Here is a 26,655-nt window from a genome sequence, read left to right as displayed (position 1 = left end):
AGTTGATTGCAAGAATTTTATATGCTGCAAGAATGAGCTTTTAGTCTTGCAGCATATAATTTAAATGCTAATAAAAAGCGTTAATTACAAACGCCGTCAACATTGCAAAATCCTTCGCCTTGTGTACTTAATGCCACTAGCTTTTCTTCTTGCCGAACCTTATCTAATACTTGTGCAAAAACATCTGTTGGCTGAGCACCCGATACTGCGTATGTATTATTAAAAACAAAGAAAGGAACACCACGGGCACCAACCTGGTTGGCTTCATATTGGTCTTGTCTTACTTCGGCCGTATAAGCATCACTTTGCAAAACGGTTCTAATGTCATCTGCAACAAGTCCTACTTCTTCACCTAACAGAACTAGTGTTTCGGACTCGCCTATGTTTTTGCCTTCCGTATAATAAGCTTTAAACAAACGTTCTTTCATTTCGTTTTGTACCCCTTTTGTTTTTGCAAAATGAAGCAGGCGGTGCGCGTTAAGTGTGTTGCTGATGATTGCCTGGTCAAAGTTGTATTCCAGTCCTACCTCTTTTGCCATACCCGTTATAGAATCATTCATTTGCTTACCTTCTTTTGCAGTTACACCTTTTCTTTTTCCTAAATATTCATGCACAGATTGTCCAGGTACAGATTCCATTTCGGGATCAAGTTGAAAACTTCGCCATACAATTTCTACCTGCTCTTTTGCATCAAAGTTTTCAAGGGCTTTTTCAAATTTTCGTTTGCCAATGTAGCAAAAGGGGCAAACGATATCTGACCATATTTCTACTTTCATAATTATTTTTTACTCTTTTTTACTCACTTCCTAATTCTTACCCGACATAAAAAAAACGTTGAATAATTAACTACTGGTTGCAGTGAGTGACACAACGATGTTGAATAAAGCTAGTTTGATCGTCACTAAAAAATTCTCATCCGTGTCAGTAAAGAGAACAGTTACTAAGCAGGCTGAAGCTCAGCTTGCTTTACTAATTGAATTTCGCCATTAACCTTTAGTTCTTCGCCTAACATTACACCGCCGGTTTCTAGCACTGCATTGTAATTAATACCAAAATCTTTGCGGTTAATTTTACCATGTATAGTAAATCCTGCTTTCACATTACCCCACGGGTCTTTTGCAACGCCGCTATATTCTACCGAAAGTTTTACTGGCTTAGTTGTTTGTTTAATTGTGAGGTTACCATAAAGGTTAAAAGTGTCCTCGTCTACTCTTTCTACTTTGGTAGATTTAAAAGTGATCTCAGGATGGTTTTCAACTTCGAAAAAATCAGCATTGCGAAGATGCGCGTCACGCTGCTCGTTATTGGTGTTGATTGATGCGACATCAATGTTTGCAGTTACTTGCGCATTACCAAAGTCGTCGCCATTTGTTTCTACCTGCACATCAAACTTGTTGAAGTTGCCCGAAACGTTTGAGATCATCAGGTGCTTAATCTTAAAGCCAATTTCGCTGTGGGTTGGGTCTAAAGACCATTTTGTAGTTGCCATAATAATGTTTGTTTTATTTTATTGAGAATGTTTATAAAAATTTAATAGCCGTTTATAAACGACCGGAACGATTGTCTTAAGCGACTTTCAAAATGAGTTGATCTATATCTCTACGAACTTTTTTAGCGCTTGCTAATGCGTCATTTTCAATATCGCGGTACCCAATTGCAAGAATGGTTACGCTACGCAAGCCTTTTTCCTTTAAGCCCAAAATTTCATCCAGTGCTTCAGGTTGAAAACCTTCCATTGGCGTTGCATCCACTTCCTCAATTGCGGCAGCAGTTATAGCTGTACCAAAAGCGATATAAGCCTGCCGCGCAGCCCACTCATATTTCTGCTCTTTGGTTCTTCCATTTACGATGTTCATCAGAGAAACTCTAAATCCTGCAAGGCTTTCAGCGCTTACATTTCTTGTTGCCGAAATGTTTTTTAAATACTCATCCACCTGTTCTTCGGTTACATTATCCCATGCAGCAAACACCAGCAAATGTGAGCTTTCAACAATTTGAGGTTGATTGTAAGCGGCGGGTTGAATCTTCTTTTTCACGTCCTGGTTTGAAATCGCAAGAATGGAATACGGCTGCAAACCCATTGAAGAGGCGGATAAGCTTGTAGCCTTCAGTATCCTTTCAATTTTTTCTTGCGGCACTTTTTCTCCATTCATTCTCTTGGTGGCATAGCGCCAGTTTAATGCATCTATCAGTTTCATATTTTCTATTTTTCTATTACTACTATTTTTACTAACACTGTTACCAAATTCAACAAAAAAAATGCCTAACCTTTTATTCCGGAAATAAATCCGGCAATAAAATCTTGTAATACCATTTGATTAAGTGCTTCTTTGCTGTTGTCATTACTCATCATATTGATTGATATGAGTCCATGTAACATAGACCAGAACGTATGGAGTTTTAGAAAAGCATCCGTATTAGGTGTCTTGCTCGTCGCAATCAGGTCTTTAATAGGCTGTAGCACCAATTCTGTAAAAGTGCTTAATTCGCTTATTTGGTTTACTGTTTCGCAAGATGGCATTCCCAGCCCATACATTACCTGGTAATAAGCTTTGTGGTCAAACGCGAATTCCCAGTAGGAATATGCCATAGCTTCAATTTGCTTTTCCGGCTCGGATGACCTTTTTTTAGCTTTAACCAGTTCGTTATTTAAAATCTGGAAACCCTGTTTAGTGAGTTCAAGCAGTATGGCTTCTTTATTGGCAAAGTGGTCGTAGATAACAGGAACGCTGTATTCAATGGCTTCTGCAATTTTTCGGATCGACAAAGCTTGCCATCCTTCCTCTATTACCAACTGCCATGCAGCTTTTAATATGGAAGAACGAACTTCTTCTTTTTGTCTTATTTTTCTTTCAGTAATTCCCATTGTTTACATCTGTCTAATTTCTAACAGCGTTAGCAAAAGTAGTAATGTTTTTAATAACAGGCAAATTAGCTTTTTTAATTAACAGAGCTTTTAGGTTGAAAAGAAAAGCCATAGCACTTCGATTACTATTTGGAGCTATTTCGAAAACACTAAAAAGTAATTCGATCTTCTCGGGTCTTCATTAAGATCATCTATAACTTTCTTTAACCAGCTGAAAAATCTTTAGCTATTGCTATGCCGGTTTTAGCTGGATCCGCTCGCGACCACTAATATCGAAGGGTCGAAAACCGGGAAAAAGTTTTGAATGAGTTGGCAGAAAGAGGGTGCAGTACCATTCGTTTAGACGGAATGCCTGTTAGGGGGCCGGACATTGAAGCCGGTAAAAGAAGCAGTTGATAGTGGCGTTGGCCCTGCAAAAACGAACAGCAGCTATAAGTAAATCTGCAGCTCTAACTTAATGCAGGCCATACAGAGGTATATGGGAAGATGTTAAGGAGCACCCGCAAATCACTTCAAAAAATCAAGGCCTGACTGTTCAGGAAAAAATTTAATCGCTTTACAAAAAGAGAATTTGAATAATTCTTTTTCTAAAAACACAAGAACGTAAAATAAATAACATTTTTTTTAGTTATAAGTAAAGGAAACTATATGTAAATAAGATTATCAATAAAGTTTTAAGGCTAAATTCGCTTATACGATAATAGCATATTTTAAAAAAGAAAGTTTTACAAAAAAGAGGATATATTATGAACGAACAACATAAAGAATTGAATAATGACCGCGAACAATTATTGCAGAGAAAGGATACCTGCGAAAAATTATTAAGCGACTGTACGCTGGATAAATTCAGTGAGTTGAGATACGAGTTAAAGCAGGTAAAGGAAAAGTTGCGTTTATTAAATCAACTAACAAGGTTGAGGTAATTGGCTCTTCAGGCAGGGGCACTTCCGCTACATACGTAACAAGCACTGTACGTGTTAAAATGATCTTTACCTTCTGGAATGGTTCTGCCATTATTACTCCGTCTTTATAAGTAATTAGCCTATTTACGGTCTGGTGCAATCGGATCTCTTAGTCCTATAAATATTACAAACAAAACTGCCGGCTTAAACGCTGCAAGAATGGTTGTTGTACAAAAGGTGATAGCTGACCTGACAAAATTTTTTATTTTTTTTTTACCTTAGCTTCACTAGTGCTATTAAGCATTGTTGTGTCACACACTTGTACATTTGCCCTAGTTGCAGCAACACCAGCCGGCAACAAAATTAATGGACGTAGTAAAAGATATGAACGGAACAGTTATAGAAAAGACCGAAAAAGAAAATAAGACTTCACAATTACCAATACCTCGCACTCGCCTTGGCAACCGAACTAGGATTTCGTTTTAGAAGACTTTTATAACGAGCCTTTGTAGGTGATGTGTAATGCAAGCTGGCTATTTATTTTATTCAAGAGTTGTTCATCCCTGCAATCGTCATTTTTTTAGCGTAAAGTTTTTTTGGTCGTCTTTATCTTTTTTTAAGACCTGCCAGGCCAGGTATAGACAGCAAGACCAAGTAACCTCATTTATCATTGCATCACAAATAGAGAGCGGATGCGTGGTATTCTAAGTCTCTTTTACATTTCTGATAATTGCTACCTCGACTATTTTTTTTGAGGTTTCCTCATCAATTTTTGACAGCGATGCAATTTTTTCAAGAATCTGTTTCTCATCGTCAGTTACTGCTCCGTCTGCCAGAAATACATCACAGCAATAACAAAAGAGCTGCGCATGTTGTTCTTCTTTTATAAAAAGAAAGCTCCCCTCTAAAAGTTGATCTACTGTATAATTGTTGTAAACCTTTTCTGCTAATTGCAGGTAGTCGGCACCATCGTGTTCCTCGAAAATACTCATGGTCAGAAATAACGAATCTATAAAAACCACTTCTTCGTCACCTATATTCCCTTCTGCATTGGCGCAACAGTAGAGTACTACTGCATATGCCTCGCGCACATCCTGTGGCTCGTACTTTTTTTCTTGCGGAACGTCGCTGAACATAGTATCAAATAATCCCATAATTATGATTTTTTATAATAACTCGCGTCTCTGTTAGTATTGTATTTTTAGTTCTAAGATTATAAATTTCGTGCCGATTGAACGCTGCTGTTTCAAAAGCATACCCTTTATTTTCTTTCGATAAAGATTAAAATTCAAAAAGCCGATTTATTGCTTAAAATAAAGCAGCATCGTTTAAACGCTTTTGTCGTGCTAATGTTGCTCCATTGCGATACCCTGGTACAAGAGTGCGACGCAACAAAAGGTTAATGAAGAAAAAATGTTGGGTACATGAAATCTTTTATAAATAGAGAAGGCAAAAGTAGAAAATACCTGGAAGCGAACGGTAGAACGGACGGTCAATCAGCGCTTGTTGTATGGGGGGGAGAAAATTTAAAAAATTAGGATTGCTTGAAAAACACGTCGTAAGCAAAACGTAAAATAGTTCCAACAACAATTATAAGAAAGAATACCCGGATAAATTTATTGCCTTTTACAATCGCAAGTCTTGCTCCCAGCGCACCACCCATTGCATTGCAAACAGCCATGGGGATGGCAATTGAAAAAATGATACGGCCGCTTCCGGCAAAAAATAATATAGAGCCAAGGTTGGTTGCGAGATTTATCATTTTTGCATGCGCACTTGATTTTAAAAAATCGAAACCGAGCAACGTGATAAAAGCAAGCACCAGAAAGCTGCCTGTTCCCGGACCAACAAACCCATCGTAAAAGCCGAGTACAACACTGGCACCTATAGAATAAATTAGTTGCACGTTAAAAGAGTGGTCTTTTTCTGTATGTATGCCGAAATTCTTTTTCGTATAAGTATACAATGCAACCAGTACAAGGATAACCAGTAGTAGCGGCTTCATAAAATAATTATCAACCCTTGTTAAACAATAAGAGCCGGCCATTGCAGAAAAAAAGGCAAGCACTATCATAATCAAAACCAGTTTCCATTTAATTTTTACCTTTTGCAAATACTGAAGTGCTGCGAGAAAAGTGCCACTAAACGCAGGTATTTTTAAAGTGCCGATTACGGTAGAAACGGGTAGTAAGGGAAGTAATACGAGGCCGGCCGGGGTTTGAACAAGTCCGCCACCACCAACAATAGCATCAATAAATCCGGCGGCAAAAGCAGCAAGGCATAGCAGAATGAGCGTAGTAGTCATAGGATCAATGAATAACGACAATGAATAATTGCAGGTTTCCCCCAATTATTCATTATTCATTTATTTATTTACGTGCAAAGTCTATCGTAAAATTTCCCTTGATTCTTTCTATCGGCGGATTGAAGTACCCGTATTTCAGGTCCGGAAATTCTTCCTGTATCAGTTCAAGCAGCTGCTTAACTCCTAAAAATTCACCGGTCTCTGTAACGTTTATTTTTCCAAGGTACCAGTCGGGATCTATATTAAAATTACGCCATTGTATCATTTTCAAACCTGTATCTCTTATCACCTTTCTGAGTGCTTCATACTCTTCTACACTGTCTGTCATTCCCGGAAAAACGAAGTAGTTAATGCTGGTCCATCCACCAAAACCATTTACAACTTTCAGGCTTTCTATAATGTCTTCAAAAGCATAATTATTGGGGCAATAGTACGGTTCATAAATATTTTTACGAACACTGTTTAAACTAACCCGAATACTATCCAAACCTGCTTTGCAAAGCTCGCGTACAGCGTCAGGTTTAGACCCGTTTGTATTGATGTTAATACTACCTCTGGATGTATGTTTGCGGATTTCGATAATAGCTTCGCGAATGGTTTGCCACATCAGCAGAGGCTCACCTTCACAGCCTTGTCCAAAGCTTACGATAGGGTAGGGCGCAGTTTCCAGGTGAGGAACGGTGTACTCTACAATCTCTTCGGCAGATGGTTTAAAAGTCAAACGATCTTGTGTAGATACAATGGTTTCATCTTCGGGCTGAAAAGAAATACAACCAACACAGTTTGCGTTGCATGCTGGTGATGAAGGTATCGGGCATTCCCATCTGCCAAGAAAATAATTTCTGGCCGCAGGACATTTATAGGTGAGCGCACAGTTATTAGCCAGGTGCTCAACCAACCGATTGTGCGGATATGCTTCCAACGCTTTTTTCACACCTTGTTCAACCACCACCTCGTCATAACCTTCAGAATCCTGCCTGATGTCTTGCTCAATGCGAATACACGGCACATAAAATTTTTCATCCAGCCAGCCTGCGGCAGTATAGCAAAACAATGGAAGCGTAGGGGCATCAGGTGCGGTTTCATATGCAGCCAGGTAAAAACCGGTATGAGCCGGCGGAATAAATGCAGCCACGGCCCATCCTTTTTGGCACAGGCGCATTTCGCCGGTTTTTACATCAATCCCAATTCCCCTCCGTCCCGGCAATTCGTATAATTGACCTCCGTCCGGTAGCTCTATCCATTCGTCCTCCGCCACCGGCATTGCATCCCAGCCAGTTCTTCCGGTAACGTATAAGGAGGTGTCTTCAAAAATATTTCCCTCTCCATCTGAGTACAAAATATAAGGCGATTGTGTAAGCATCAATTCAATTTTAGTGAGATAACAGACGACAGAGCATAACAACAGACGGCTGAAAATTTTGTAAAGTAAACGCTTATTCCTGCAGTTCTCCTGCTTGAGAAGGTGTTTTAAGAAAAATATAAATGCTTCTCACGCTTTATAGGAATGGGCAAATGAAGGAAGATATTTGGTTGCCGGCGTAAGAACTCCTTTCAACATCGTTGTGTCACACCCCTGTACTTGTATTTCTTTTCTTAGCCTTTTTTTATTTTTAAATGAAATGTGCGACACCTTAAAGTTGTGGCACTTCTTATGGACCTGAATGCTCAATTACAAATATGCTATTAGTATGTTATATTAAAGCTTCTTTGGCGTTTGACCACTAAAAGAGTGTACCATTGCAAAAATTTTTAAAATTGAAGAAGATTCTTGGCTATAGAAAATTATTAGGGGTTGATGAAAAAGCAGGTTTAAAAGAATTAAAGCAGGTTTACAGAAATGTTATGAAAGAATGCCATCCTGATAAATTTCAGGAAGGAAGTGAGCAGGAAGAAGCACAAGAGAAAAGCAAAAAAGTAATTGAAGCCTATCATTTTTTAGTGAGTATATCTCCTGAAACACACACAGAAGCATTAGAAAGCTATACCAACATTATCACTTCATCTACCATAGTAGATTTAAATTACAAAGGCGGTAACCTGAACATTACTTATGCCGAAGGAAATTGTTATGAATACTTCGACGTTCCAAAAGCACTTTACATAAAGTTAGTGAACGCAGATACGCCAGGTAGATATGCCCGTCGCCATATTTGCGGCTCATTCGTTTATAGGGAAGTTAGCAAGGCAACAGCAGAGGCTTAAGTTACCTGGGTACTAAATTATAAAATACAGAAGGGCGTGTTGAAAAACACGCCCTTCTGTATTTTATAATTTCTGATTTCCTGTTCTTCAAACGGTGTTAACAATTTTCGATTTTTCCTTCGCTCCCGGAATTTTAAGCAATAGTTCTCTGTGCGTTTTTATTTTTGGAATAGCCTTTACCACTAATGCTTTTAATGCAGCATTTTTCGTTAGGCCAATAAAAGTTTCCAGCTCTGCAATCTTGGTTTCATGCATCAACAACATTTGTCCGGCCCATTCTGAATCGAAATCTTTTCCTTCAGGCAAAGCAGGCATTGTTATTTCACTGTGATCGTCATCTGCATTTCCCCTTGTAGCCGCCGCAATTTTCAAAAGGTCGTTTAGTAAAGCCGAGTGGTCTGTGATCATTAAAGCTGCAACCCTTTTAACTGCCGGAGAGGTGCCTTTTGTTTGCCCCAATTGGGCTAGCCGTATTTCCATCCTGTTGTCCATAATATTTTTACTCAAGAATGCGGTATCAGATAATATAGACATACCATCATGTGATCTCCCAGGTTTTACAGCCATGCCATCATTCGCCCTGCCCGGATTTACAATCATTGCATCACTTGAATGACCCGCTTTTACGGTATCCTTTGATGTTTGAGCAATAGAAGAAGTTAACGCAAACAGAACTGAAGCTGCCAGAAAAAAGTTTTTTATGTGATAATTCATCTTTTTCATATAAACTAATTTTTAGCTTTTAAAATACTTCAGTTGGCAAAAGCAAATTTTGTTCCATTTGGGCGGGTGTTTAGGACAGCCATAGGTGAGCATAAGCCCTGCAAACGAGGCGGGCTGCAAATAAAAAATGCTGGAAAGCAAAAGTTTTCCAGCATTTCTATGTGTTAACAGAAGTTATCTTCTAAAGAAAGCCCTCGATATACTATCTGCACTTTGACGATGCATTTGTATATGCGGAAGATACCTGTTTGCATAATCTTGTACGTCTCTGTGACTTCCGTTGTTTTGCTCAGTTTGAAAATTGGCAATAGTCATATCATGATCTGCCACTTGGGAATGAATATAAATTGAGTCAAAAGCACGTCCTGCAGGTGTACTCATTAACAGACCTTTTAAAGCGACATGCGGTGGATCAATTGTATCTTTCACAGCAATACCAACACTGGTACCTAAATTCTTCAAATCTGTTTGCGCCAACGTGTGGCTGCTTACCATATGTTGGGCGAACTTTTTCACCTCCGCATTTGTTGCCTTCGTTGATGCAAGCGTTCCGGCGTCAACCTCGGCGCTATTACTTATGCTGGCCTGGAGGGCAAATGTCTGGTCGGTGTTGTTTAGTTCCGTATCGCTTTTACTACACCCTAATACTACCGCTGACAGCAAAAGTGCTGTGTAAATTGCTTTCTTCATTTTAGTTATTTAAATATTATTGTATATAATTTAAATAATATATACAATAACCGTGCATGAAGGACTATTGGAAGGATACCATTAGCATTTCTAAATAAATAATTAAGAAGAAGGGTGCAAGTCGGGTAAAAAAATCAGCATAGATGTAAGACAGCTGCGATAGTAAGCGCGGGATTAGTAGAGGAATTTTCATTTCTTTCAGCATTAGAGTAACTGCTATTGCAATTGCCTCTTATACATCTGCACCGCGTTTTCATAACCAAAATAAATCGCATCACAAACAAGCGCATGTCCTATAGAAACTTCAAGTAAACCTGGAATATTTTGAGCAAAAAACTTGAGATTCTGCAGATCAAGATCGTGACCAGCATTTATACCTAAACTCAATTCGTTTGCTGCCTTCGCTGCTTCAATATAGGGTTTTATAGCAGCCTTCTTATCTAGGTGAAAGTCTCTTGCATAACCTTCGGTATACAGCTCAATTCTGTCTGTTCCGCTTGCTTTGGCGCCTTCAATCATTTTAACATCCGGGTCAACAAAGATGGAAGTACGAATGCCTGCATTCTTGAAAACCGAAATGATATTTATCAAATAGTCTTTGTGAGCAATAGTATCCCAACCATGGTTTGAAGTAATCTGGCCAAGTGCATCAGGAACAAGTGTTACCTGGTGTGGCCGTACTTCCAGCACAAGATCTATAAACCTTTGCTCTTGTGGGTTTCCTTCTATATTGAACTCAGTTTTAATTGCCTGTTTTATCTCCCGCACATCATCGTATCTAATGTGTCTTTCATCGGGCCTTGGGTGAACTGTTACCCCATCTGCTCCAAACCTTTCTGCGTCAAGGGCAGCTTTTAAAACGTTGGGGTTGTCACCTCCCCGGCTGTTTCTCAAAGTTGCAAATTTGTTGATGTTTACACTAAGTTTTGTCATGCAGCAAAGATAGGCTGCGGCCAGCTTCGGGCCGCCAGCTTCGGGCTTTCATGTTTTGCTAAAAAAGCTTTCTTTCATCATATTCAAATTTGCTAGCGGTACTAAGACCAGCTTTAAAAAGCTTTATTGCCTGTGGCCAGAAGCAGAGGGCTTTCGACGTTTTTCAAACAAAACTTTGAAAGCCGGCTGCTGGCAGCTAAAGGCGAGCACCTTACTTTTGCAGCTTACCTTCGCCTCTATGACCTATAGCTCCCTAGAACAATGTTTGCTTGACCTTGAGAAAAACAATCACTTAATCAGGATCAGGGAGGAAGTAGACCCTTATCTTGAAATGGCTGCTATCCATTTAAGAGTACATGAAACAGGTGGCCCAGCCTTGTTATTCGAAAATGTAAAAGGATCGAAATTCAGGGCTGCATCAAACATTTTTGGAACATTAGAAAGGAGCAAGTTTATTTTCAGAGACACACTGGCATCAGTACAGAAACTGGTAGAATTAAAAAATGACCCGGTAAAAGCAATCAGGCAACCTTTTAAAAACATAAAGACCGGTTTTGCTGCGCTTAAAGCATTGCCTTTAAAAAATCCGTTAGCAAAGCCGGTTCTCTCAGAAGAAATTCAGATTTCTGATCTGCCCTTAATTCAGCATTGGCGAAAAGACGGAGGTGCATTTGTAACGCTCCCACAGGTGTATACCGAAGATATAGACAAGCCAGGTATTATGAATGCAAACCTGGGAATGTATCGCATACAATTGAGCGGAAATGAATATGAGTTGAATAAAGAGATCGGACTTCATTACCAGCTGCATCGTGGCATTGGTATTCATCAAACCAAAGCAAATAAAAAAGGACTTCCGCTAAAAGTAAGCTGTTTTGTTGGGGGGCCTCCATCACACACCTTATCTGCAGTAATGCCTTTGCCGGAAGGTATCAGCGAAATGACATTTGCAGGTGTCTTAGGGGGAAGACGTTTCAGGTACAGTTACGATGATGGATTTTGTATAAGTACAGATGCGGACTTTGTTATAACCGGCGAAGTTTACCCGGGCGAAAATAAACCAGAGGGCCCTTTCGGGGACCACCTCGGATACTACAGCCTTACCCATTCATTTCCTTTGATGCGGGTGCGAAAAGTGTATGCGCGAAAAAATGCCATTTGGCCTTTTACCGTTGTGGGGCGTCCACCCCAGGAAGATACCAGTTTTGGTCAGCTAATACATGAAATAACAGGAGATGCAATCCCAAACGAGATACCCGGACTTAAAGAAGTGCATGCTGTAGATGCGGCAGGAGTTCATCCCCTCTTACTGGCAATAGGCAGCGAAAGGTATACCCCTTACATGCCAACACAGCAACCTGCTGAAATTCTCACTATCGCCAATCATATATTAGGTACGGGGCAGCTTAGCCTTGCCAAGTTCCTTTTTATTACTGCTGATGATACAAACCAGTTAAAGACTTACAAGGTGAAAGAGTTTATGAAGTACCTCCTTCAACGTATTGATTTGTCTCGCGATGTTCACTTCTACACTAATACAACTATAGATACTTTAGATTATTCCGGCACTGGTTTAAACAGCGGAAGTAAAGTTGTATTTGCAGCGTATGGCGAGGTAAAAAGAGAACTTTGTTTGGAAGTACCTGCCGTTTTGCAAGGTGTTCAAGATTTCCAAAATCCAAAACTTTGCTTGCCGGGGGTTGTTGCTTTACAAACAAGTAAGTTTTCTACTTATGAGGCTGCGCGGCAGGAAATGCAAATCCTCAACGATCAATTAAAAAATAGGGACAGCGAGTTATCGTGTACCCCATTTATTGTTGTGTGCGATGATAGCAATTTTGTTGCTGCAACGCTTAATAATTATTTATGGGTTGCTTACACCAGGTGTAATCCTTCTCATGATATTTATGGCGTCAATGAGTTTATAAAAAATAAGCACTGGGGATGTGCAGGGCCGTTGATTATTGATGCAAGGATAAAACCTCATCATGCACCCCCGGTTGAAAAAGATCCTGCAATAGAAAAAAAGATAGACCGCTTATTTGCAAAAGGAGGAAGTTTATATCGAAACTGATCAGTAAGGTTATAAAGACACATAACTAATAGAGCACGATGTTTCGAAATTCGTAGGTAAGGATTGATCTAAACTAAAAGCTCCGCAATTTCTTACGGAGCTTTTATAGTCTTTGGTATCAATTTTATTTTACTGTAAAACTTACTGCCTTATCCCCCCACATTAAATTAACCATTCCATTCTTATTTACCTGGAAGGTCATCTTCTCTGTAAAATTGGGTGCTTTTTTTGTATCGAGCTCTACACGTAATGCATCATCAGCTTCTTTATAAACTGTGCCCCATTGGTTCCATGTTTTATTGAAGATTACTGTCCATTTCTTTTCACCGGGAATACTATATAGGCCATATTTTCCAGCCTTTAAAGGATATTTGCCTTCTATTTGAGCATCCTGCGAAATTTCAAAAACAGTCGCTTCGTTTGCTCCTGTACGCCAAACTTTTCCATATGTGGCAATGTCTGTTCCCACCGTTCTTCCTTTCACTGCCGGCTGGCTATAATTTATTGTAATCGTATTTCCTCCGGCAGTAGTCGCTGTTGCTGTGGCAGGCGGACTTGGCCTATTTGATTTATCACCTTGCGAAAAACTTTTTACACTTGTCAGCAGCGTAGCGGCAACTAGTGAAACACATAAGATCTTTTTCATAATCATTCAATTTTTTTTAAAAGTTATATAAAAAAATAATAAGAAACAGAATATTCCAACAAAGGTTTAATGCACACCGAAATACTACTTATTTCTGCTCCTTGAAAACTTACATTCTTTAATCATTCTTTCGGGAAAAAGCATTCGTTAGCTTCTTTTCGTTTACAGCCTCTTTTCACAGTTGTGCAACTTGAGCTACCTTTTTTTAGTCTTCTTTTCAAATATCTATATTCAAATAGCAGCGGGTAAACAAGTCCATTCATTTTATTTCAAGCAATGAAAATAATTTCTGCTATTATTGCAAAACGCTGATAATTAACAGATTATAATTAAAAATAATAGATTGGTTACAGTTTTTAAAATCTTGTAGTACTGGTATAAGAAACAAAGGAATATTCGGTGTAACGATTGCAAATAAAAAGGAAAGAAAATGGACCAAAGGATTAAGTACGGTGAGCCTGTCTCTGATAACTATTTGAAAAGTGATACAAACGATTGTGAAGTTCCAAAACAAGAGTCAATTGAAAAGTTGAAGGAAAGAATTGCGGAGCTCGAGCTCGAACTTCAAAAGCATAAGGCTGCAGCAGAAAAAGGTAATAAGCCGCTTAAAGCAATGTGGGGACACGATTTTAACGACGACTGTCTTTTTTAAATTATTCATCATATCCTTATTGTCAATAAAATGCAAATTGTCAATTTGTAACAAAGAAAGTTTTTACCCAGCTTTTGCTCACTTATCAAACTCTGGTTGCGACGCATTTCGTTCATCTCAGGTAATTCTATTCCGCCTTTTTTGTCTTTTGCTATCTCTTGTTTTTTTCATCCCTAATCACTTTTCCTCCTGCCGCGTTCACTTTCGTAGTCATTTCTATAATTGCAATAATGAACTTGGAAAATAAAATGTAATTTTTCAATCGTTTTTGTAGTAATTATAATAGAATTTTAAAAATTTAATTATGGCTTCCGATCTATCACGTAGAAAATTCATAACCAGTTTAGGGTTGGCAGCAGGCGGTTTGTCTTTTGGGTCATGGTCAGCAAACCGCGCCACGATAGCTCCTGACATGAAGCTTGCTTATTCTGCAATTACCTGGGGAGGTAACGATGTACAGGCTATAAAAGATATTGCCGGTTTAGGATTTAAAGGCATACAATTAAGGTCTAATGTTGTTAAAGACTTCGGAACCAAACCTGAGGAAATGCGCGCACTATTAGAGCAGCACAAATTAAAGTTACCCATGTTCTCAAGTGGCAATGCAAACATCAATACAGGAAACGATGCGGCCGTGATTGAGACCCATGTAAGCAATGCTAAATTTGTAAAAGCGCTTGGAGGCGCAAATATCCAGGTAACAAATTCTTCAAGACCCAAAGCCGGAGACCCAAGTACAGAAGATCTGGTTAAGTATGGTAAGTTGATAAATGAAATAGGAAAACGTACGCAGGAGATTGGGGTGCAGACAAACTATCACAACCATATGGGGCAGCTTGGTCAAACACCTGAAGAGGTCAGGATTATCCTTGAAAATTGCGACAGCAAAAACGTTCATTTCTTATTAGATATTGCACATTATTTCCAGGGAGGTGGCGATCCGGTTACAGCCTTAAATAGTTATAAAGATCGCATACACGCTCTGCACTTAAAAGATGTTCGCCAAAATGCTGCAGGAGAATCCAAAGCATATACTTTTGTTGAATTAGGTCAGGGTAAAGTTAACCTGCCAGCCTTTTTTAAGGCTTTAGACAGTATAAGGTTTAACGGATGGGGTGTGGTAGAATTAGATGCAGTGCCTGATAAAGATAAAACTCCGGTACAATGCGGCACTATAACTAAAGCCTATTTAGAGTCTTTGAAAATTAAAGTGTAGCAAATAGTCATACGAATTTTAAAGGCTTGGTCAACAGACCAGGCCTTTTTGTATTCCATCTATTTATTGCATTGTCGGTTCAGGGCTTGTTTTTTGCATCATTCGTAAACACGGAGAAATTCCGCAATTTCTACCGAATAATAGCAACGTTGACTAATACTTTATTGATAGTAGCTGCGTTTCTTATGCCAAACCGAGAAAAAATAAGATTAGTAATTGATGACACCTTCTCTATTGAAAACACCGGGTATTTGCGTCTGTATTATTATTTGCTTGTCTGCTTTTTCAAAAAGCACAGCCGCTCAGAACCTTCCTATCGAACAGCAGAAATTCATTTATTTTCCTCATCCCATGAGCAGCAAGTGGACCACTTCCATTGGTCTTACTGCAACCACGCTTCCGTACGATATTACCGAAGAGCTGCACTACCGTGTTCCTGCAGGTGATTTTCATGTAATTAGAAAAGTAGGTAACAAAGTAAATCTTGACGGAAGACTATCCATCCAACTCCTGCAAAATCTAGCAACAGTTGGTGCACGATGGACGACAGCATTAAATAACAGGGTATCAGTTGGTGCAGGCAACGAGGTGGGATATTGGTTTGGATTTGTGAATTTTGCAGGATTTAAATCAAGAGGTAGCGGATGGCAAAACATTCCAAATGTAGCAATTGGATACAGGTTCAATAAACAAGTATTGCTTTCTTTTAGGGCTGACGCAATTATGAATTTCAATATTAAGACTTTTGCGGGCAACGAGCGGGTCACAACAGATTACAGAGTTTTCAGTGGGTCGTCTTATACAATTGCACTTGAACAGCCATTCTACGGTAACCGAAATCTTACACTTGGTTTTCGTGCGCTTTACACAGATTTTTTTTGGCAAACATGGCCAGCGTTTGAAAGTTTCGACCGTAACTTATTTTTTCCTCAATTAATAATTGGCCTTATTTTATGATGAAACAGTACTGTGTTGCAATATTGTGTATGCTTATCTTTTCATGCAAGAAAAAATACGAGGCACCTGTTCCTGATGCCAGGTGGGATTTATTTAGTTCCTCTACTGCAACTGTTTTAACCCACAACACACGAAATAAGCTGGAAGGTGTTTATTCCATTACTGACGGAACTGATGTATTTGGGCCATCAGCAGCTTTAAAATGGAGCTATACCGCAAATGGTAGAGATACCACCTACCATTTATCTATGTTTTGCGAAAGGCAGGTTGTTTATGTTATTTGTGAAGGAAAAAGGTTAGACAGCACCATCTTATTAAACGGCTATTGGCGCAATGTAGTTAATACCGAAACCGGGTTAGCAAGGTTTACCCTTAGTAAAAATAGCGGAGTAGGTTATTTACTTGACTCTTCAAATCCGGATACCATACCTGCAATCGTTATAACTGGTACGTTCGGAACTGGGGATGTTCCTCCTGATAGACCTATCAGTTTGCAGTATAGTCGTCCCTTATATAGGGCAACACCGCTTGAAATTGTTGCTCATCGGGGAGGGGGCCGTACCTCTGACCTGCTGCCCGCTTCAGAAAATACTGTAGAGATTATAAAAATGGCGTCGCGGTTAGGGGCTACAGGTATCGAGATAGATGTGCGGTTCACAAGTGACAGTGTTCCTGTCTTATATCACGATGCAACTATAAATGAAAGACTGATTCAAAAAAACGGCATGGTAGGGCCAATAGAAAATTACAGTTATGCCCAGTTGAACGGATTGGTGCGGCTGATAAAAGGCGAACGCATTCCTACTTTGCGCGAAGCTTTAGATGCCGTGGTGTATAATACCTCATTACGATATGTTTGGCTTGATACAAAATTCACCGGATCTATGCAAAAAGAGCGGGACCTGCAAGTTGAATATATGCAGAAGGCAGCAGCAATGGGACGCAATCTTAATATCACTATTGGGATACCCGATGAAGACGTATTGAAAAATTTTCTGAAACTTTCCGGGTATCAAAACATACCCTCGGTAGTAGAACTGACACCGCAAGATGTAACAACTACAAATGCAAAAATATGGGCACCAAGATGGACCCTGGGATTGCAAAATGAAGAAGTGGAAAGAATGCATGCAGCAGGTCGAAAGGCTTTTGTTTGGACTCTTGACGTGCCTGAGAATATTAATAAATATTTCCTGCAGGGAAAGTTTGACGGCATTTTATCTAATTATCCATCTTCAGTAGCCTATTATTATTATGCTAAACAATAAAACGCTGCTCTTTTATTTTTTACTGTTTTTAACATGCTCTAAAAGCTTTGGGCAGGAAGATGAGGTAACTTCACAAACAGGAAGGTCGAAGAAATATTCGCTGATTTTATATTTAAGCGGTGGCGCTGGTTATTTCCCTTCAAATGCTGGTGCTCCTGGTTACCTCAAGCCAAAACTTGCAAGAATTAACCCTGTAACTACAGCCCGCATTATGTGGAAACCAGATCACCGGTTAAAAGCTGGATTTGAGACAGGATATATGACTTTTTACTCTTACCAGCTTACTGATGCTAACGGAAATAAGGGGAAAGTTTCCCTCGATGCTATTCCTCTTTTACTTGAGTTTTCGGTGTCGGTGAAAAAGCACTTTAATCTTTTTGCAGGCCCCGGTTTCTATATACTTAAGACTAAGTTGAACTATGCCGGTTCGGCCGAATCTAATAAAGTAAGCACAGGGTGGATGGCGGCCGCTGCATATACAGCACCTCTTTCTAAGGAGATATCTATTGGTGCAGAGGCAAAATGGTTATATGCAGCAGAAACTATACGAGGGTCGTTTGGGCTGCAACTTCAGGCTTCCTGGAAGTTTTTAAAATGGTAACAATATTCTTTGTCGCTTTCTACATATTGTCAAAACATCTAACGCTAAAATCTTAAATACCACCATGCCTGCGTCGGCATTTTTGCTTGCCCTCGCTTACGATTTCATAACAAATGTTGTATAAATCAATCATATCAATAATTGCCTGCCTGTTTACAATGTCAGTTCAGGCGCAGGAAATAGATACTATATCACCGATAAGCAAAGAAATTGTTTTTGCAAGTGATACCCAGGCGCCAATGTGGGTAGAAACGCTTGTGCTTAAGCGTAATAATAACCGGGCTGCAACAAAAAGTATTTTCAATGATCTGTTGACACGAAATCCAACTGCTGTTTATTTGTTGGGTGATGTTGTGGCATTAGGTTCAAGCAATCGCCAATGGAGGCCCATGGACGGTTATCTGAAAAGGCTGCGTAGCAAGGGCATAAAAGTAAATGCCGCTTTAGGCAATCACGAGGTAATGGGCCAATCCGGAAGGGGTCAAAAAAAATTCCAGGAAAGATTTCCAGAGCATAATAAAATGGGTTCTCTCAATATCACAGACTCTGTTGCTGTTATCCTGCTTAACTCTAATTTCAATTCTTTATCTACTTCCGAAGACGCTGACCAAATAGGCTGGTACAAACAGACGTTAGAGAAGTTGGATGCCGATTCTTCAGTCAGGTTCGTCATTACCGGTTGCCATCACTCTCCTTATACCAATAGCAGAATTGTTAGTTCTTCCATTTCTGTCAGAGAAAAATTTGTTCCTTTTTATTTAAAGTCAAAGAAAAGCCGGTTATTTCTCTCGGGGCATAGTCACAACTTCGAGCATTTTCGGCAGCAGGGAAAAGACTTTTTTGTAATAGGTGGAGGTGGAGGTTTGCACCAACCTCTCAAAAGTGGACAAGGTTTGTTTCGCGACCTCTCAGGTAATTATAAACCGCTGTTTCATTATCTTTCCGTTCAACGCCAGGCTAACAAATTACAACTGATATCAATACGTCTTACCGCCGACTTTAAAAGCTTTCAGGAAGGCCGGAAGTTCGAAATCAGCAGTGGTTCCGATATGCTTGCAACCACTTCACCTACTTCTACAGAATAGACAACTAATGTTATTAGTTTGTAGGTTACAAACGGTATATCTGGGGTTAATCATTGTTGCGTCGCATTACGTTCATCTTATTTTTCGCTATTAAGCCTTGCGCTTGTTTTGCTATTATACCTTCAATACCCAATCATTTACCCCGCTTTTATCTATCTTTTCAATTGTTGATCAAAACTCAAACTCCTGTTTGTTTTTCTACAATTGGTAATTACCTTGAATAAAGTTTGTAGTTGGAAAAAGAACTGAGCTAGCGGCCTGCGGCAGGTAAGCGTGCTTTTTTGTTTAACAATGAATCTTAGTTAATACACCAAAAGCTTACAATTAAATCTATGCGAAGAACATTAGCGGCTAGCCTGGTTATTATAACAATCGCTTCCTGTGCACCAACCAGATTTGTAAAACCACTGGCAAAAAAACAGCAAGCAGTAAATCTTTCACTTGGCGGTGCGTTAATCAAATACAGCAAACTTACGATCCCAATGCCATTTGTCACTGCAACATACGGCTATGGAATAGACAGCACTCTTACGGGTTTCGGCTCGTTAAATCTTACATCTCTTTTGGCTGGAAATGCCCAGGTTGAGTTGGGGTTGACCAAGCAGTTGTTACACCAGAAGGGTGTATGGCCGGGGTTCAGCATCACCCCTGTTGCAAATATTATATACAGAAATAAAGACGCTTCTAAATTGTATCCCCAGGTTGATATCAATGCTTTCTGGGAATATAACCACAAAAGAAATTTCTTCTATCTCGGTGTCTCTAATTGGTTCGAATTAGCGGGGAAACGAGCGCACGATCAACAACAGGAACACCGTTGGATTTTCTCACCCATGATTGGTGAAACGTTTGTTAGAAAAAAGTGGGATTATAATATTGAGTTGAAGATAATTGCCCCAAATATTGCAAATAATAGCAACGTGGTCGGTTATAAAACTCCCTTTGGAACTCATGGAGCTTTTGGAATTTATTTAGGTTGTACCAGAAAATTTTAGCAGATGAAAACCCAATACCATCTCCATCTATCTATAGTTGCCATAGCCTCTTGTTTATCCGGCTGTCTCCGGCTGGATGATAACCTTTTTAATGCCAATTCAAACAAGATCGAAAAATATGAGTTGAACAATTACAAGGGTGAAGTCGACTTTACTCTTGATGCCTCGTACACTATACCGTCAACCCTGGTTAATCTGTTTACAATAAACTCTAAAGCGGTTGATGAAACAATGGGCACAAAAATTTATGCTGTTTATATTGGCGATACAACTCGTATTGCTACAGATACTGTAATTATGTATTGCCATGGTAATAAGGACCACATGGATTTCTATTGGCCCCGAGCTCAGCTTCTTGCTAATACAAGCAGCAAAAACAGGTATGGTGTACTAATGTTAGACTATAGAGGTTACGGTTTATCGGAAGGCAAGCCGTCGGAAAGTGGGCTGGCTGTAGATGTAGATGCTGGCCTGCAATGGTTGAAAGCAAAAGGGTTATCAGGTGAGCGTTTGATTATGTACGGGTTCAGCATGGGTAGTATTCCTGCCACAAGGCTTACTGCAGAGCCTCGCAGTCTTAAACCTTCCAGGCTCATATTAGAAGCTCCCATAGCAAGCGCTGAAGCTATGGTGCAGGATGCCTCAGCACTTGCACTGCCCGGTTCGTTCTTTACAGATCTAAAAACAGATAATGCAGCGTTAATAAAGGGTGTGAAACAACCATTCATGTGGATTCACGGAACCGAGGATGATTTTCTAAACGTAAGAACACAGGGAGAAGTGGTCTATAAAAATTATGGCGGCTCGCCTGGCAATAAAGAACCTCATTTGATACCAGGTGCCGGTCATAGTAATGTTCCCGTTTACTTTACTTTTCCAAAATATCTTCAGGCGGTCGGTACTTTCATGAGAAAATAATTTAAGACTGTTAAACTACTTTAAGAACACATTGTCGAAGAGACTGGTAAAAGAGCAGGGAGCTTTTAAACAAAGAGCATTAACTCTTGTTTGGAAAAACCCTAATTTTATAACTGCTGAAGCACTTGTTTTCTTCCCTAAGCAATTATTAAACACAATAACATTTATTGTCTTTTATTTAATTCATTAAAAACTCTCATTATGAAAAAAGTTTGTGTAGCAGTTCTTGTAATGCTATTGTCTTTAAATACTTTCAACGCTAGTGCAAAAGACAAAAAGCCGTTTGCCGCTGTTGAAAACATGACAATGGAACAAAAAGAAGCACGTTATCTGGAAATGAAACAACGTGTAGAAGAAATTAAAAATATGGATAAATCCGCCCTTAGTAAGGACGAAAAAAAGGGGCTGCGGAATGAATTAAAAAGCCTAAACCAGGAAGCTAAGGCAATAGGCAAAGGAGGTGTTTATCTTTCAACTGCTGCCATAATTATTATCATTTTGTTACTTATACTACTATTATAATAAACGCCCCTGGTGCTTCAGCAAGCAACTTTTGAAAAACAATATTTTACTATTTGGTCAGCGGCTGTCTCCGATAAGGAGGCAGCCGCTTTTATTTAAAGTATTTCATTTTCCTTGTGCAAATGTTTCTCGTTCAAGAGTTAGATTTTAAACCAGTCTCAAAAGTCAGACAAAAAGTAGAAGAACCTATGTTAAGCAAAGAAGGGTGAAACATGCAGAACCAACCTGCTTGTGTGGGGCGGATAGGATAGAAGCAAATCAGACTTTTCTAATGCCACCTGTTCCTTCTTTTATCCCACGAGGTAAATCCAATTTTAAAAGTAATTGGGTTAGTGGATTGGTTGGCAACAGAGCCTACCACGTAAATACCCATCTTGAACTTGGCCCCTACATCAAAAGGCCATTTAAAAACCCTCTCTACACCAACGAAAGTTTCGGCATATTTAAGATTGCGCTCAGGAGCGATAAGGAAACCTGCGCCGGCTACCTCTCTTAACCCTAGTTTTTTAATTAGCGGCACTTTGTTCACAAAGTAGCCATTGAATTCTTGTATTACATGGGCCTGGTAGAAACGTTTAAACAGCGGGAAAGAAGAATCTAAGGCCTGGAAAGATGCGTCGGGATTCGAAAATAAAAGCGGGTCTCCACGCCGTTGAAACTGGTAGTCTACGGTACGAAGATCACGGCTATTGAGAAAAGTTCCGCTATTTACATTGTAATGAAGGATGCCAAACAATCCCAACGGTATTTCTTGTTTTATACCCACATCCCAAAAATCAAAGTCGACTTTACTGGTGAGTATTCCAGGGATTCCCTTGCGATAAGTTGAATAAAAAGTGGGCCATTTAGAGCCAAGTATTACCTTCTCTTTCGGCTCTCTTATATAGCGCTGAAAAGGAGTATATTCTAACCTTATCTTTCCATACAATGCGTTGTAAGATTCAAAGGCAATGGCTGTGTTGTTTCCAAGTTCTTTACCAAAAAGACTGTCGACTGCGCTTCCCGTCTTATAATTATTTAAAGATCTACGCAGCGCAAAGTCGAGGTCGGTAAATAAAAACAGACCATTTTTTAATTCTGTACCATGGTTTACACCTAAGCTGTTGTTAAGGTACATATTGCTTCGCTTCAACAGGTTTATCCATGCGTCTCCCGAAAAGATAAAATCGAAATCTCTGCGGAGCGAGAAACCATAAAAGGCACGGGTAAAAGGATTGTACATCCTTCCAAAATTCAGAGAGCCGTTGACATCGCGGTTGCGGAAGCCGTAACTGACATTTGCGAAGAAGTGCAAATTCTTGCGCGATTTATAGGTTTTGAAGTACCCAATTGAGGGAGATAGACGACTGCCACCAAAGGCAAAGGGTTGATAAACCCCGGGAAGCGGAGGCAACTGCCACGTTCTTTCGAGTTCCCTGTTATAAAGTGTCTGGCCTGTTAGTAATAGCTTTTTGTAGGTAAACCTGTTTGTGACCCTATCGATGGAATCAAGATATTGTTTGGTATGAGTAACCCGGTAGATACTGTCTCTATAATGAATAAGCTTGATCTCTTTCGAAGTCAGAGGCTCTGTTCTCGCCGTTTGCCAAAAACTGCTATCCCGCTTGTAAGCTTCTTCGGTAGTAGCGCTTACTTCAACCCCAAAATAATTTTTGGGAAACTGCTTATTTAATTCATAGTCGGCGTAGGCAACGGTAGTAATCCCCGATAATTTACTTTTTCCCGTCTTTGAGTGGTAGGTGAATTGCTGCTTTGATAATAAAGGCATGGCCGCGTTGTACCATTGCTCTACCTGGAAAAAATCGTACTGGGGCAAATGATATTTCGGAAAAGTAAAACGTGTATGTTCGATAGTGAAACTACTGTCATTTATGGTTAACTCGCCTTCAACCGTTGCGTTACTTACCTGCCTTGGTTTTACTGCAATAGTGTACCATTTGTAATTGCCTCTTTTTTCTACTTTTAAAGTTTTAAACTTATATGCCATTAAACCGCTAAAACTAATGGGCGATAAAAATTGGGTGGTTGAAAGGCCAGGGACTTTTATGAGGTTATTATAAAAATTGAAGAAACCTTCTGTTGTGGATACATAAAAGAGATGTTCATCGTTGCCATTCTTTTTAATACCAAGCCGTTCTTCCTTTAATTTTTGTTCAGAAACATAATCGAGTTTTAATGCTACCTCTGTCATAGCCATGCCTGCTAAATCCCGATTTGCATTTGTTGCGGCAGTATCATCCTTAGCCTTTGGTCTTTGTTTTCTTGATGAAGAGTCCTGCTGTACGGCTTTAATATACACTTTGCCCGACCATGCTCCTGTAACTGACATAAGGCTGTCTTTCCGTCGAATCACGTTTTTTATTACTTCGGTAGCAGGGTCTTTGTACTTTACTTTAATCGTCACATCTTCAAGTTGTGCCTTGTCTTCTTCAAGTATAATGTCTTGTACGTAGTTTTTAGTAATTGTTACAGTTAACACCTGTCTTTTATAACCTACAATGCTGTAAACAATATCGTATTTACCTTCCTCAAGTAGCAGTGTATAACTGCCGTCCTCTTTGGTCGTTGTACCACTCTGCAGTTCTTTTACCTGTACACTCGCATACGCCAGCGGTTCCCGGGCTCCATTCGTTATCCTTCCTGTAACTTTAAATGGTTGTGATTGTACAACGGTGAATACGAGGATAAATAAAATAAAGAGTAAAATTTTTGGCATAATGACTTTGAGACCTTTAAAAGTCTGATTTTAAAATGGTAGTAGCTACAGCAGCGCCCGGTTTTTGCTTTGCCTTAACAGGGAACGATTAATAAGCGCTTTACGTATAAGGGAAATACCATAATATTTACCAACCATTGCAGCCTACACTCTGCGCATTGTGTGTTGGTCTACTGCTTGCATTATTACAATGGTGCTGTCTCAGTCGCAGAAGTTCGTATTACAGCGGTTGATGAATTTGTTTAACCGGCGTTTTGCCGGTGAATGAAAGGACGCAACAATAATTAGCCAGAGTCATTGGTTTGCATCGTTATTATTAACTTTCATGCAAACCATAAAAGTTGAACCTATGGATAGATTAGTACTTCAATTTTTTTCAACATTTACCAGCACTTGTTAATGGCAAAATGGAAAAACCGGCTGGTAGTAAGCCTTATAATTATGAGTAGTTGTAAAACAGCGTCAACCAACTTGCAGGTCGAAAAAATATTGTTGCTGGAAGATTTTCCTTCAGGATCATCGCTGGAGTATTACGACAACAAATTTTACCTAAGTGGCGATGATGCTTCAAAGTTGTTGATTTTGGATACCGGTTATAACCTGATTGACAGTGTGGCGTTATTTGAAAGTGAAGTGAAGCGAATAGCCAAAGCAGTTAAAGCAGACCTTGAAGCGTCTGCAATTGTTACTGTTAATGGTACGCCACATTTGGTTCTGATAGGTTCAGCGTCTTTGTTAACGAGAGAAAAAATGCTTTTGCTACCAGTGCATGATACTGCTGCAATGCAACTACTATCGACCAGTAACTATTTCAATAGATTAAGTAAAGCTGGCCTTGAAGATGTGAATATTGAAGGAGCAGCTTCAACCGGAAAATTTATGATTTTAGGTAATCGTGGAAATCTTAAACACCCATATAATCACCTTGTTTTTACTCAGCCTGACTTTTGGCTTCACCAGGAAACTGCTGCAGTTGATACGGCTATTTTGGTTTTACCGCCCCATAAACCATTCGCCGGCATTTCGGGCATGGCCTACATTGAGGAGGAGGACTTGCTTTTATTTACCGCCTCCACTGAGTTGACAGGAAGCAGTTTCGACGACGGCGAAATTGGGGACAGTTATATTGGTTGGATCAAAAACATATCTGATAAAACGGGTACTAAAAAAGTAGTTGCTGACGGTTTTATAAATCTCTCAGATCACCATACATCTTTCTCTGGCGAAAAGATTGAGTCGGTTTGTGTTAGTCACTCTGAAATGAATAGACATACTATTCATTTGGTTTCTGACAATGATAATGGAGTGAGTAAATTATTTAAGGTTAGTGTTACAATTAATTAAGCTCCGGTTTTTTTCTTTTTGTATAATATTCCGGTAGCTGTAAAAGAGCTTGAAAATAGTTTTTTGGCATCTACTGATTTTCTGTAATCCTGATTTAGTTTTGCAGCTTTTACTGAAAGATGTCTTGTGGAGATATTGATTGTAAAAGCGGACAGGTTATTTTTAAAAGGGTGAATAAAGATTTACAGGCATAAGTGAGTGACACAACGATGTGGAAAAGTGAACGAATGCCTGGACAAAAAATAAAAACTATCAATGGAATTTGCACAAAGTATATCGGCTAAGCTAAATGTGAGAACTACACAGGTAGAAGCAGTGTTAGGGTTGTTGGAAGAAGGTTCTACTATTCCATTTATTGCCCGTTATCGTAAAGACAAAACGGGTAACCTGGATGAGGTTCAAATTGAGCAAATACAGGATGAAGCTAAGTTTTTGAAGGAGTTTACCGAACGGAAAGCTTTTATAGAAAAAGCGATTACCGAACAAGGTAAAATGACAGAGGAACTGCAGGCTAAGTTGGATAAAACGACAACTGTTGCAGAGCTTGAAGATATTTATCTGCCCTACAAACCAAAGCGCAAAACAAAGGCGCAGGCTGCACGTGAAAACGGGCTGGAACCACTAGCGTTACTGCTGCTTGAGCAAAAAGATTTTGATATAACAGCAAAGGCCTCAGCGTTTATAAATGATAACGTAAAAAGCGTTGAAGATGCTTTACAGGGAGCACGCGATATCATAGCTGAAACGGTGAATGAAGATGCTGAGGTGCGCGCAAAAGTGAGAAAGTTGTTTGAGGACAAGGCAACCCTGCAAAGTAAAGTGGTTGCTGATAAAGAAACCGAAGGCATTAAATACAAGGATTATTTTGATTTTTCGGAACTGATTTCGAAAGTTCCTTCTCACCGGATACTTGCTATACTTAGGGGTTTTTTAGAAGGGTATTTAAGAATTGGAATTTCGCCTGATGAGGAAACTGCTGTTGAACTGTTAGAAAGTAAATACATAAAAGGACTGAGCCCCTCTAATGAGCAAATAAA

26 protein-coding genes are annotated in these 26,655 nt (G+C 39.5%); 14 read left to right on the top strand and 12 right to left on the bottom strand.

From position 1 onward, the window contains the following. Nucleotides 1-80: 80 nt before the first annotated feature. The 4 genes from JWR87_RS01385 to JWR87_RS01370 form a co-directional block, all read right to left on the bottom strand. Entirely contained in the window at nucleotides 81-776 is a 696-nt protein-coding gene (locus JWR87_RS01385) for a DsbA family oxidoreductase (protein WP_297814764.1), read from the bottom strand. A 164-nt stretch (nucleotides 777-940) separates the two neighbouring features. Beyond that, nucleotides 941-1,489 carry a YceI family protein gene (locus JWR87_RS01380; protein ID WP_297814763.1) on the bottom strand — a complete coding sequence of 183 codons (549 nt, stop codon included), beginning with the start codon at nucleotides 1,487-1,489 and terminating at the stop codon, nucleotides 941-943. Nucleotides 1,490-1,565: 76 nt separating this feature from the next. Further along, nucleotides 1,566-2,198, bottom strand: coding sequence for an NAD(P)H-dependent oxidoreductase (locus tag JWR87_RS01375; RefSeq protein ID WP_297814762.1), 633 nt, complete (start codon nucleotides 2,196-2,198; stop codon nucleotides 1,566-1,568). Nucleotides 2,199-2,263: 65 nt separating this feature from the next. Continuing rightward, a complete protein-coding gene (locus tag JWR87_RS01370; RefSeq protein WP_297814761.1) occupies nucleotides 2,264-2,866 on the bottom strand; it encodes a TetR/AcrR family transcriptional regulator in 603 nt (200 codons plus the stop codon). A gap of 746 nt (nucleotides 2,867-3,612) precedes the next feature. Here JWR87_RS01370 and JWR87_RS01365 point away from each other — a divergent pair. After that, nucleotides 3,613-3,789, top strand: a complete 177-nt coding sequence (locus tag JWR87_RS01365; protein WP_297814760.1) for a hypothetical protein — start codon at nucleotides 3,613-3,615, stop codon at nucleotides 3,787-3,789. Nucleotides 3,790-4,472: 683 nt separating this feature from the next. Here JWR87_RS01365 and JWR87_RS01360 read toward each other — a convergent pair. The 3 genes from JWR87_RS01360 to JWR87_RS01350 form a co-directional block, all read right to left on the bottom strand. Then, complete coding sequence (locus tag JWR87_RS01360) at nucleotides 4,473-4,922, bottom strand: TerB family tellurite resistance protein (protein ID WP_297814759.1); 450 nt, start codon at nucleotides 4,920-4,922, stop codon at nucleotides 4,473-4,475. Nucleotides 4,923-5,302: 380 nt separating this feature from the next. Further along, complete coding sequence (locus JWR87_RS01355) at nucleotides 5,303-6,094, bottom strand: TSUP family transporter (protein ID WP_297814758.1); 792 nt, start codon at nucleotides 6,092-6,094, stop codon at nucleotides 5,303-5,305. A 43-nt stretch (nucleotides 6,095-6,137) separates the two neighbouring features. Beyond that, entirely contained in the window at nucleotides 6,138-7,436 is a 1,299-nt protein-coding gene (locus JWR87_RS01350; protein WP_297814757.1) for a radical SAM protein, read from the bottom strand. A 395-nt stretch (nucleotides 7,437-7,831) separates the two neighbouring features. On the opposite strand from JWR87_RS01350, the gene JWR87_RS01345 reads away from it, so the two are divergent. Continuing rightward, nucleotides 7,832-8,278, top strand: coding sequence for a KTSC domain-containing protein (locus JWR87_RS01345; protein ID WP_297814756.1), 447 nt, complete (start codon nucleotides 7,832-7,834; stop codon nucleotides 8,276-8,278). Between the two features lie 87 nt (nucleotides 8,279-8,365). Here the strand turns inward: JWR87_RS01345 and JWR87_RS01340 are convergent, their stop codons facing one another. From JWR87_RS01340 to JWR87_RS01330, 3 genes are all read right to left on the bottom strand, one after another. Continuing rightward, complete coding sequence (locus JWR87_RS01340) at nucleotides 8,366-9,001, bottom strand: DUF4142 domain-containing protein (RefSeq protein WP_297814755.1); 636 nt, start codon at nucleotides 8,999-9,001, stop codon at nucleotides 8,366-8,368. 174 nt (nucleotides 9,002-9,175) lie between these two features. Next, nucleotides 9,176-9,691 (bottom strand): DUF4142 domain-containing protein, encoded by a 516-nt coding sequence (locus JWR87_RS01335; protein WP_297814754.1) that lies wholly within the window; start codon nucleotides 9,689-9,691, stop codon nucleotides 9,176-9,178. Between the two features lie 216 nt (nucleotides 9,692-9,907). After that, nucleotides 9,908-10,624 carry a pyridoxine 5'-phosphate synthase gene (locus tag JWR87_RS01330; RefSeq protein ID WP_297814753.1) on the bottom strand — a complete coding sequence of 239 codons (717 nt, stop codon included), beginning with the start codon at nucleotides 10,622-10,624 and terminating at the stop codon, nucleotides 9,908-9,910. A 238-nt stretch (nucleotides 10,625-10,862) separates the two neighbouring features. Between JWR87_RS01330 and JWR87_RS01325 the strand changes: the two genes are divergently transcribed. Beyond that, on the top strand, nucleotides 10,863-12,698 hold the full coding sequence (locus tag JWR87_RS01325; protein ID WP_297814752.1) for a UbiD family decarboxylase: 1,836 nt from the start codon (nucleotides 10,863-10,865) through the stop codon (nucleotides 12,696-12,698). Nucleotides 12,699-12,822: 124 nt separating this feature from the next. Here JWR87_RS01325 and JWR87_RS01320 read toward each other — a convergent pair whose 3' ends face one another. Beyond that, the gene (locus JWR87_RS01320) at nucleotides 12,823-13,344 is read right to left on the bottom strand and encodes a DUF2911 domain-containing protein (protein WP_297814751.1); all 522 of its coding nucleotides are present in this window, start codon (nucleotides 13,342-13,344) and stop codon (nucleotides 12,823-12,825) included. A 430-nt stretch (nucleotides 13,345-13,774) separates the two neighbouring features. On the opposite strand from JWR87_RS01320, the gene JWR87_RS01315 reads away from it, so the two are divergent. The 9 genes from JWR87_RS01315 to JWR87_RS01275 all read left to right on the top strand — a co-directional run bounded on the left by JWR87_RS01315 (nucleotide 13,775) and on the right by JWR87_RS01275 (nucleotide 21,558). Then, nucleotides 13,775-13,996 (top strand): hypothetical protein, encoded by a 222-nt coding sequence (locus JWR87_RS01315; protein WP_297814750.1) that lies wholly within the window; start codon nucleotides 13,775-13,777, stop codon nucleotides 13,994-13,996. Between the two features lie 304 nt (nucleotides 13,997-14,300). Beyond that, nucleotides 14,301-15,212 (top strand): sugar phosphate isomerase/epimerase, encoded by a 912-nt coding sequence (locus JWR87_RS01310; protein ID WP_297814749.1) that lies wholly within the window; start codon nucleotides 14,301-14,303, stop codon nucleotides 15,210-15,212. 219 nt (nucleotides 15,213-15,431) lie between these two features. Beyond that, complete coding sequence (locus tag JWR87_RS01305; protein WP_297814748.1) at nucleotides 15,432-16,169, top strand: hypothetical protein; 738 nt, start codon at nucleotides 15,432-15,434, stop codon at nucleotides 16,167-16,169. A gap of 29 nt (nucleotides 16,170-16,198) precedes the next feature. Continuing rightward, entirely contained in the window at nucleotides 16,199-17,437 is a 1,239-nt protein-coding gene (locus JWR87_RS01300; RefSeq protein ID WP_297814747.1) for a glycerophosphodiester phosphodiesterase, read from the top strand. Continuing rightward, complete coding sequence (locus JWR87_RS01295) at nucleotides 17,424-18,038, top strand: hypothetical protein (protein ID WP_297814746.1); 615 nt, start codon at nucleotides 17,424-17,426, stop codon at nucleotides 18,036-18,038. The genes JWR87_RS01300 and JWR87_RS01295 overlap by 14 nt, the downstream gene beginning before the upstream one ends. Nucleotides 18,039-18,151: 113 nt before the next feature. After that, a complete protein-coding gene (locus JWR87_RS01290) occupies nucleotides 18,152-19,123 on the top strand; it encodes a metallophosphoesterase (protein WP_297814745.1) in 972 nt (323 codons plus the stop codon). 332 nt (nucleotides 19,124-19,455) lie between these two features. Further along, complete coding sequence (locus JWR87_RS01285; RefSeq protein WP_297814744.1) at nucleotides 19,456-20,118, top strand: hypothetical protein; 663 nt, start codon at nucleotides 19,456-19,458, stop codon at nucleotides 20,116-20,118. A 3-nt stretch (nucleotides 20,119-20,121) separates the two neighbouring features. Further along, a complete protein-coding gene (locus JWR87_RS01280) occupies nucleotides 20,122-21,036 on the top strand; it encodes an alpha/beta fold hydrolase (RefSeq protein ID WP_297814743.1) in 915 nt (304 codons plus the stop codon). 201 nt (nucleotides 21,037-21,237) lie between these two features. Then, nucleotides 21,238-21,558, top strand: a complete 321-nt coding sequence (locus tag JWR87_RS01275) for a hypothetical protein (RefSeq protein WP_297814742.1) — start codon at nucleotides 21,238-21,240, stop codon at nucleotides 21,556-21,558. Between the two features lie 268 nt (nucleotides 21,559-21,826). Here JWR87_RS01275 and JWR87_RS01270 read toward each other — a convergent pair whose 3' ends face one another. Then, the gene (locus tag JWR87_RS01270) at nucleotides 21,827-24,274 is read right to left on the bottom strand and encodes a DUF5686 and carboxypeptidase regulatory-like domain-containing protein (protein WP_297814741.1); all 2,448 of its coding nucleotides are present in this window, start codon (nucleotides 24,272-24,274) and stop codon (nucleotides 21,827-21,829) included. A gap of 399 nt (nucleotides 24,275-24,673) precedes the next feature. On the opposite strand from JWR87_RS01270, the gene JWR87_RS01265 reads away from it, so the two are divergent. Together JWR87_RS01265 and JWR87_RS01260 are read left to right on the top strand one after the other, a co-directional pair. Next, nucleotides 24,674-25,618: a hypothetical protein gene (locus tag JWR87_RS01265; RefSeq protein WP_297814740.1), complete on the top strand. Its 945-nt coding sequence runs from the start codon at nucleotides 24,674-24,676 to the stop codon at nucleotides 25,616-25,618. Between the two features lie 255 nt (nucleotides 25,619-25,873). Then, nucleotides 25,874-26,655: Tex-like N-terminal domain-containing protein (locus JWR87_RS01260; protein WP_297814739.1), on the top strand; the 782-nt coding region annotated here is incomplete at its 3' end.

Source organism: Segetibacter sp. (genome assembly GCF_025963695.1).
Classification (GTDB): domain Bacteria; phylum Bacteroidota; class Bacteroidia; order Chitinophagales; family Chitinophagaceae; genus Segetibacter.
This window is presented reverse-complemented; position numbering and strand designations above follow the sequence as displayed.

Coding starts and splice junctions, on each gene's coding strand:
- JWR87_RS01385 (WP_297814764.1), bottom strand. CDS start 776: ATGAAAGTAGAAATATGGTCAGATATCGTTTGCCCCTTTTGCTACATT.
- JWR87_RS01380 (WP_297814763.1), bottom strand. CDS start 1,489: ATGGCAACTACAAAATGGTCTTTAGACCCAACCCACAGCGAAATTGGC.
- JWR87_RS01375 (WP_297814762.1), bottom strand. CDS start 2,198: ATGAAACTGATAGATGCATTAAACTGGCGCTATGCCACCAAGAGAATG.
- JWR87_RS01370 (WP_297814761.1), bottom strand. CDS start 2,866: ATGGGAATTACTGAAAGAAAAATAAGACAAAAAGAAGAAGTTCGTTCT.
- JWR87_RS01365 (WP_297814760.1), top strand. CDS start 3,613: ATGAACGAACAACATAAAGAATTGAATAATGACCGCGAACAATTATTG.
- JWR87_RS01360 (WP_297814759.1), bottom strand. CDS start 4,922: ATGGGATTATTTGATACTATGTTCAGCGACGTTCCGCAAGAAAAAAAG.
- JWR87_RS01350 (WP_297814757.1), bottom strand. CDS start 7,436: ATGCTTACACAATCGCCTTATATTTTGTACTCAGATGGAGAGGGAAAT.
- JWR87_RS01340 (WP_297814755.1), bottom strand. CDS start 9,001: ATGAAAAAGATGAATTATCACATAAAAAACTTTTTTCTGGCAGCTTCA.
- JWR87_RS01335 (WP_297814754.1), bottom strand. CDS start 9,691: ATGAAGAAAGCAATTTACACAGCACTTTTGCTGTCAGCGGTAGTATTA.
- JWR87_RS01330 (WP_297814753.1), bottom strand. CDS start 10,624: ATGACAAAACTTAGTGTAAACATCAACAAATTTGCAACTTTGAGAAAC.
- JWR87_RS01325 (WP_297814752.1), top strand. CDS start 10,863: ATGACCTATAGCTCCCTAGAACAATGTTTGCTTGACCTTGAGAAAAAC.
- JWR87_RS01320 (WP_297814751.1), bottom strand. CDS start 13,344: ATGAAAAAGATCTTATGTGTTTCACTAGTTGCCGCTACGCTGCTGACA.
- JWR87_RS01315 (WP_297814750.1), top strand. CDS start 13,775: ATGGACCAAAGGATTAAGTACGGTGAGCCTGTCTCTGATAACTATTTG.
- JWR87_RS01310 (WP_297814749.1), top strand. CDS start 14,301: ATGGCTTCCGATCTATCACGTAGAAAATTCATAACCAGTTTAGGGTTG.
- JWR87_RS01305 (WP_297814748.1), top strand. CDS start 15,432: ATGACACCTTCTCTATTGAAAACACCGGGTATTTGCGTCTGTATTATT.
- JWR87_RS01300 (WP_297814747.1), top strand. CDS start 16,199: ATGCTTATCTTTTCATGCAAGAAAAAATACGAGGCACCTGTTCCTGAT.
- JWR87_RS01295 (WP_297814746.1), top strand. CDS start 17,424: ATGCTAAACAATAAAACGCTGCTCTTTTATTTTTTACTGTTTTTAACA.
- JWR87_RS01290 (WP_297814745.1), top strand. CDS start 18,152: ATGTTGTATAAATCAATCATATCAATAATTGCCTGCCTGTTTACAATG.
- JWR87_RS01285 (WP_297814744.1), top strand. CDS start 19,456: ATGCGAAGAACATTAGCGGCTAGCCTGGTTATTATAACAATCGCTTCC.
- JWR87_RS01280 (WP_297814743.1), top strand. CDS start 20,122: ATGAAAACCCAATACCATCTCCATCTATCTATAGTTGCCATAGCCTCT.
- JWR87_RS01275 (WP_297814742.1), top strand. CDS start 21,238: ATGAAAAAAGTTTGTGTAGCAGTTCTTGTAATGCTATTGTCTTTAAAT.
- JWR87_RS01270 (WP_297814741.1), bottom strand. CDS start 24,274: ATGCCAAAAATTTTACTCTTTATTTTATTTATCCTCGTATTCACCGTT.
- JWR87_RS01265 (WP_297814740.1), top strand. CDS start 24,674: ATGGCAAAATGGAAAAACCGGCTGGTAGTAAGCCTTATAATTATGAGT.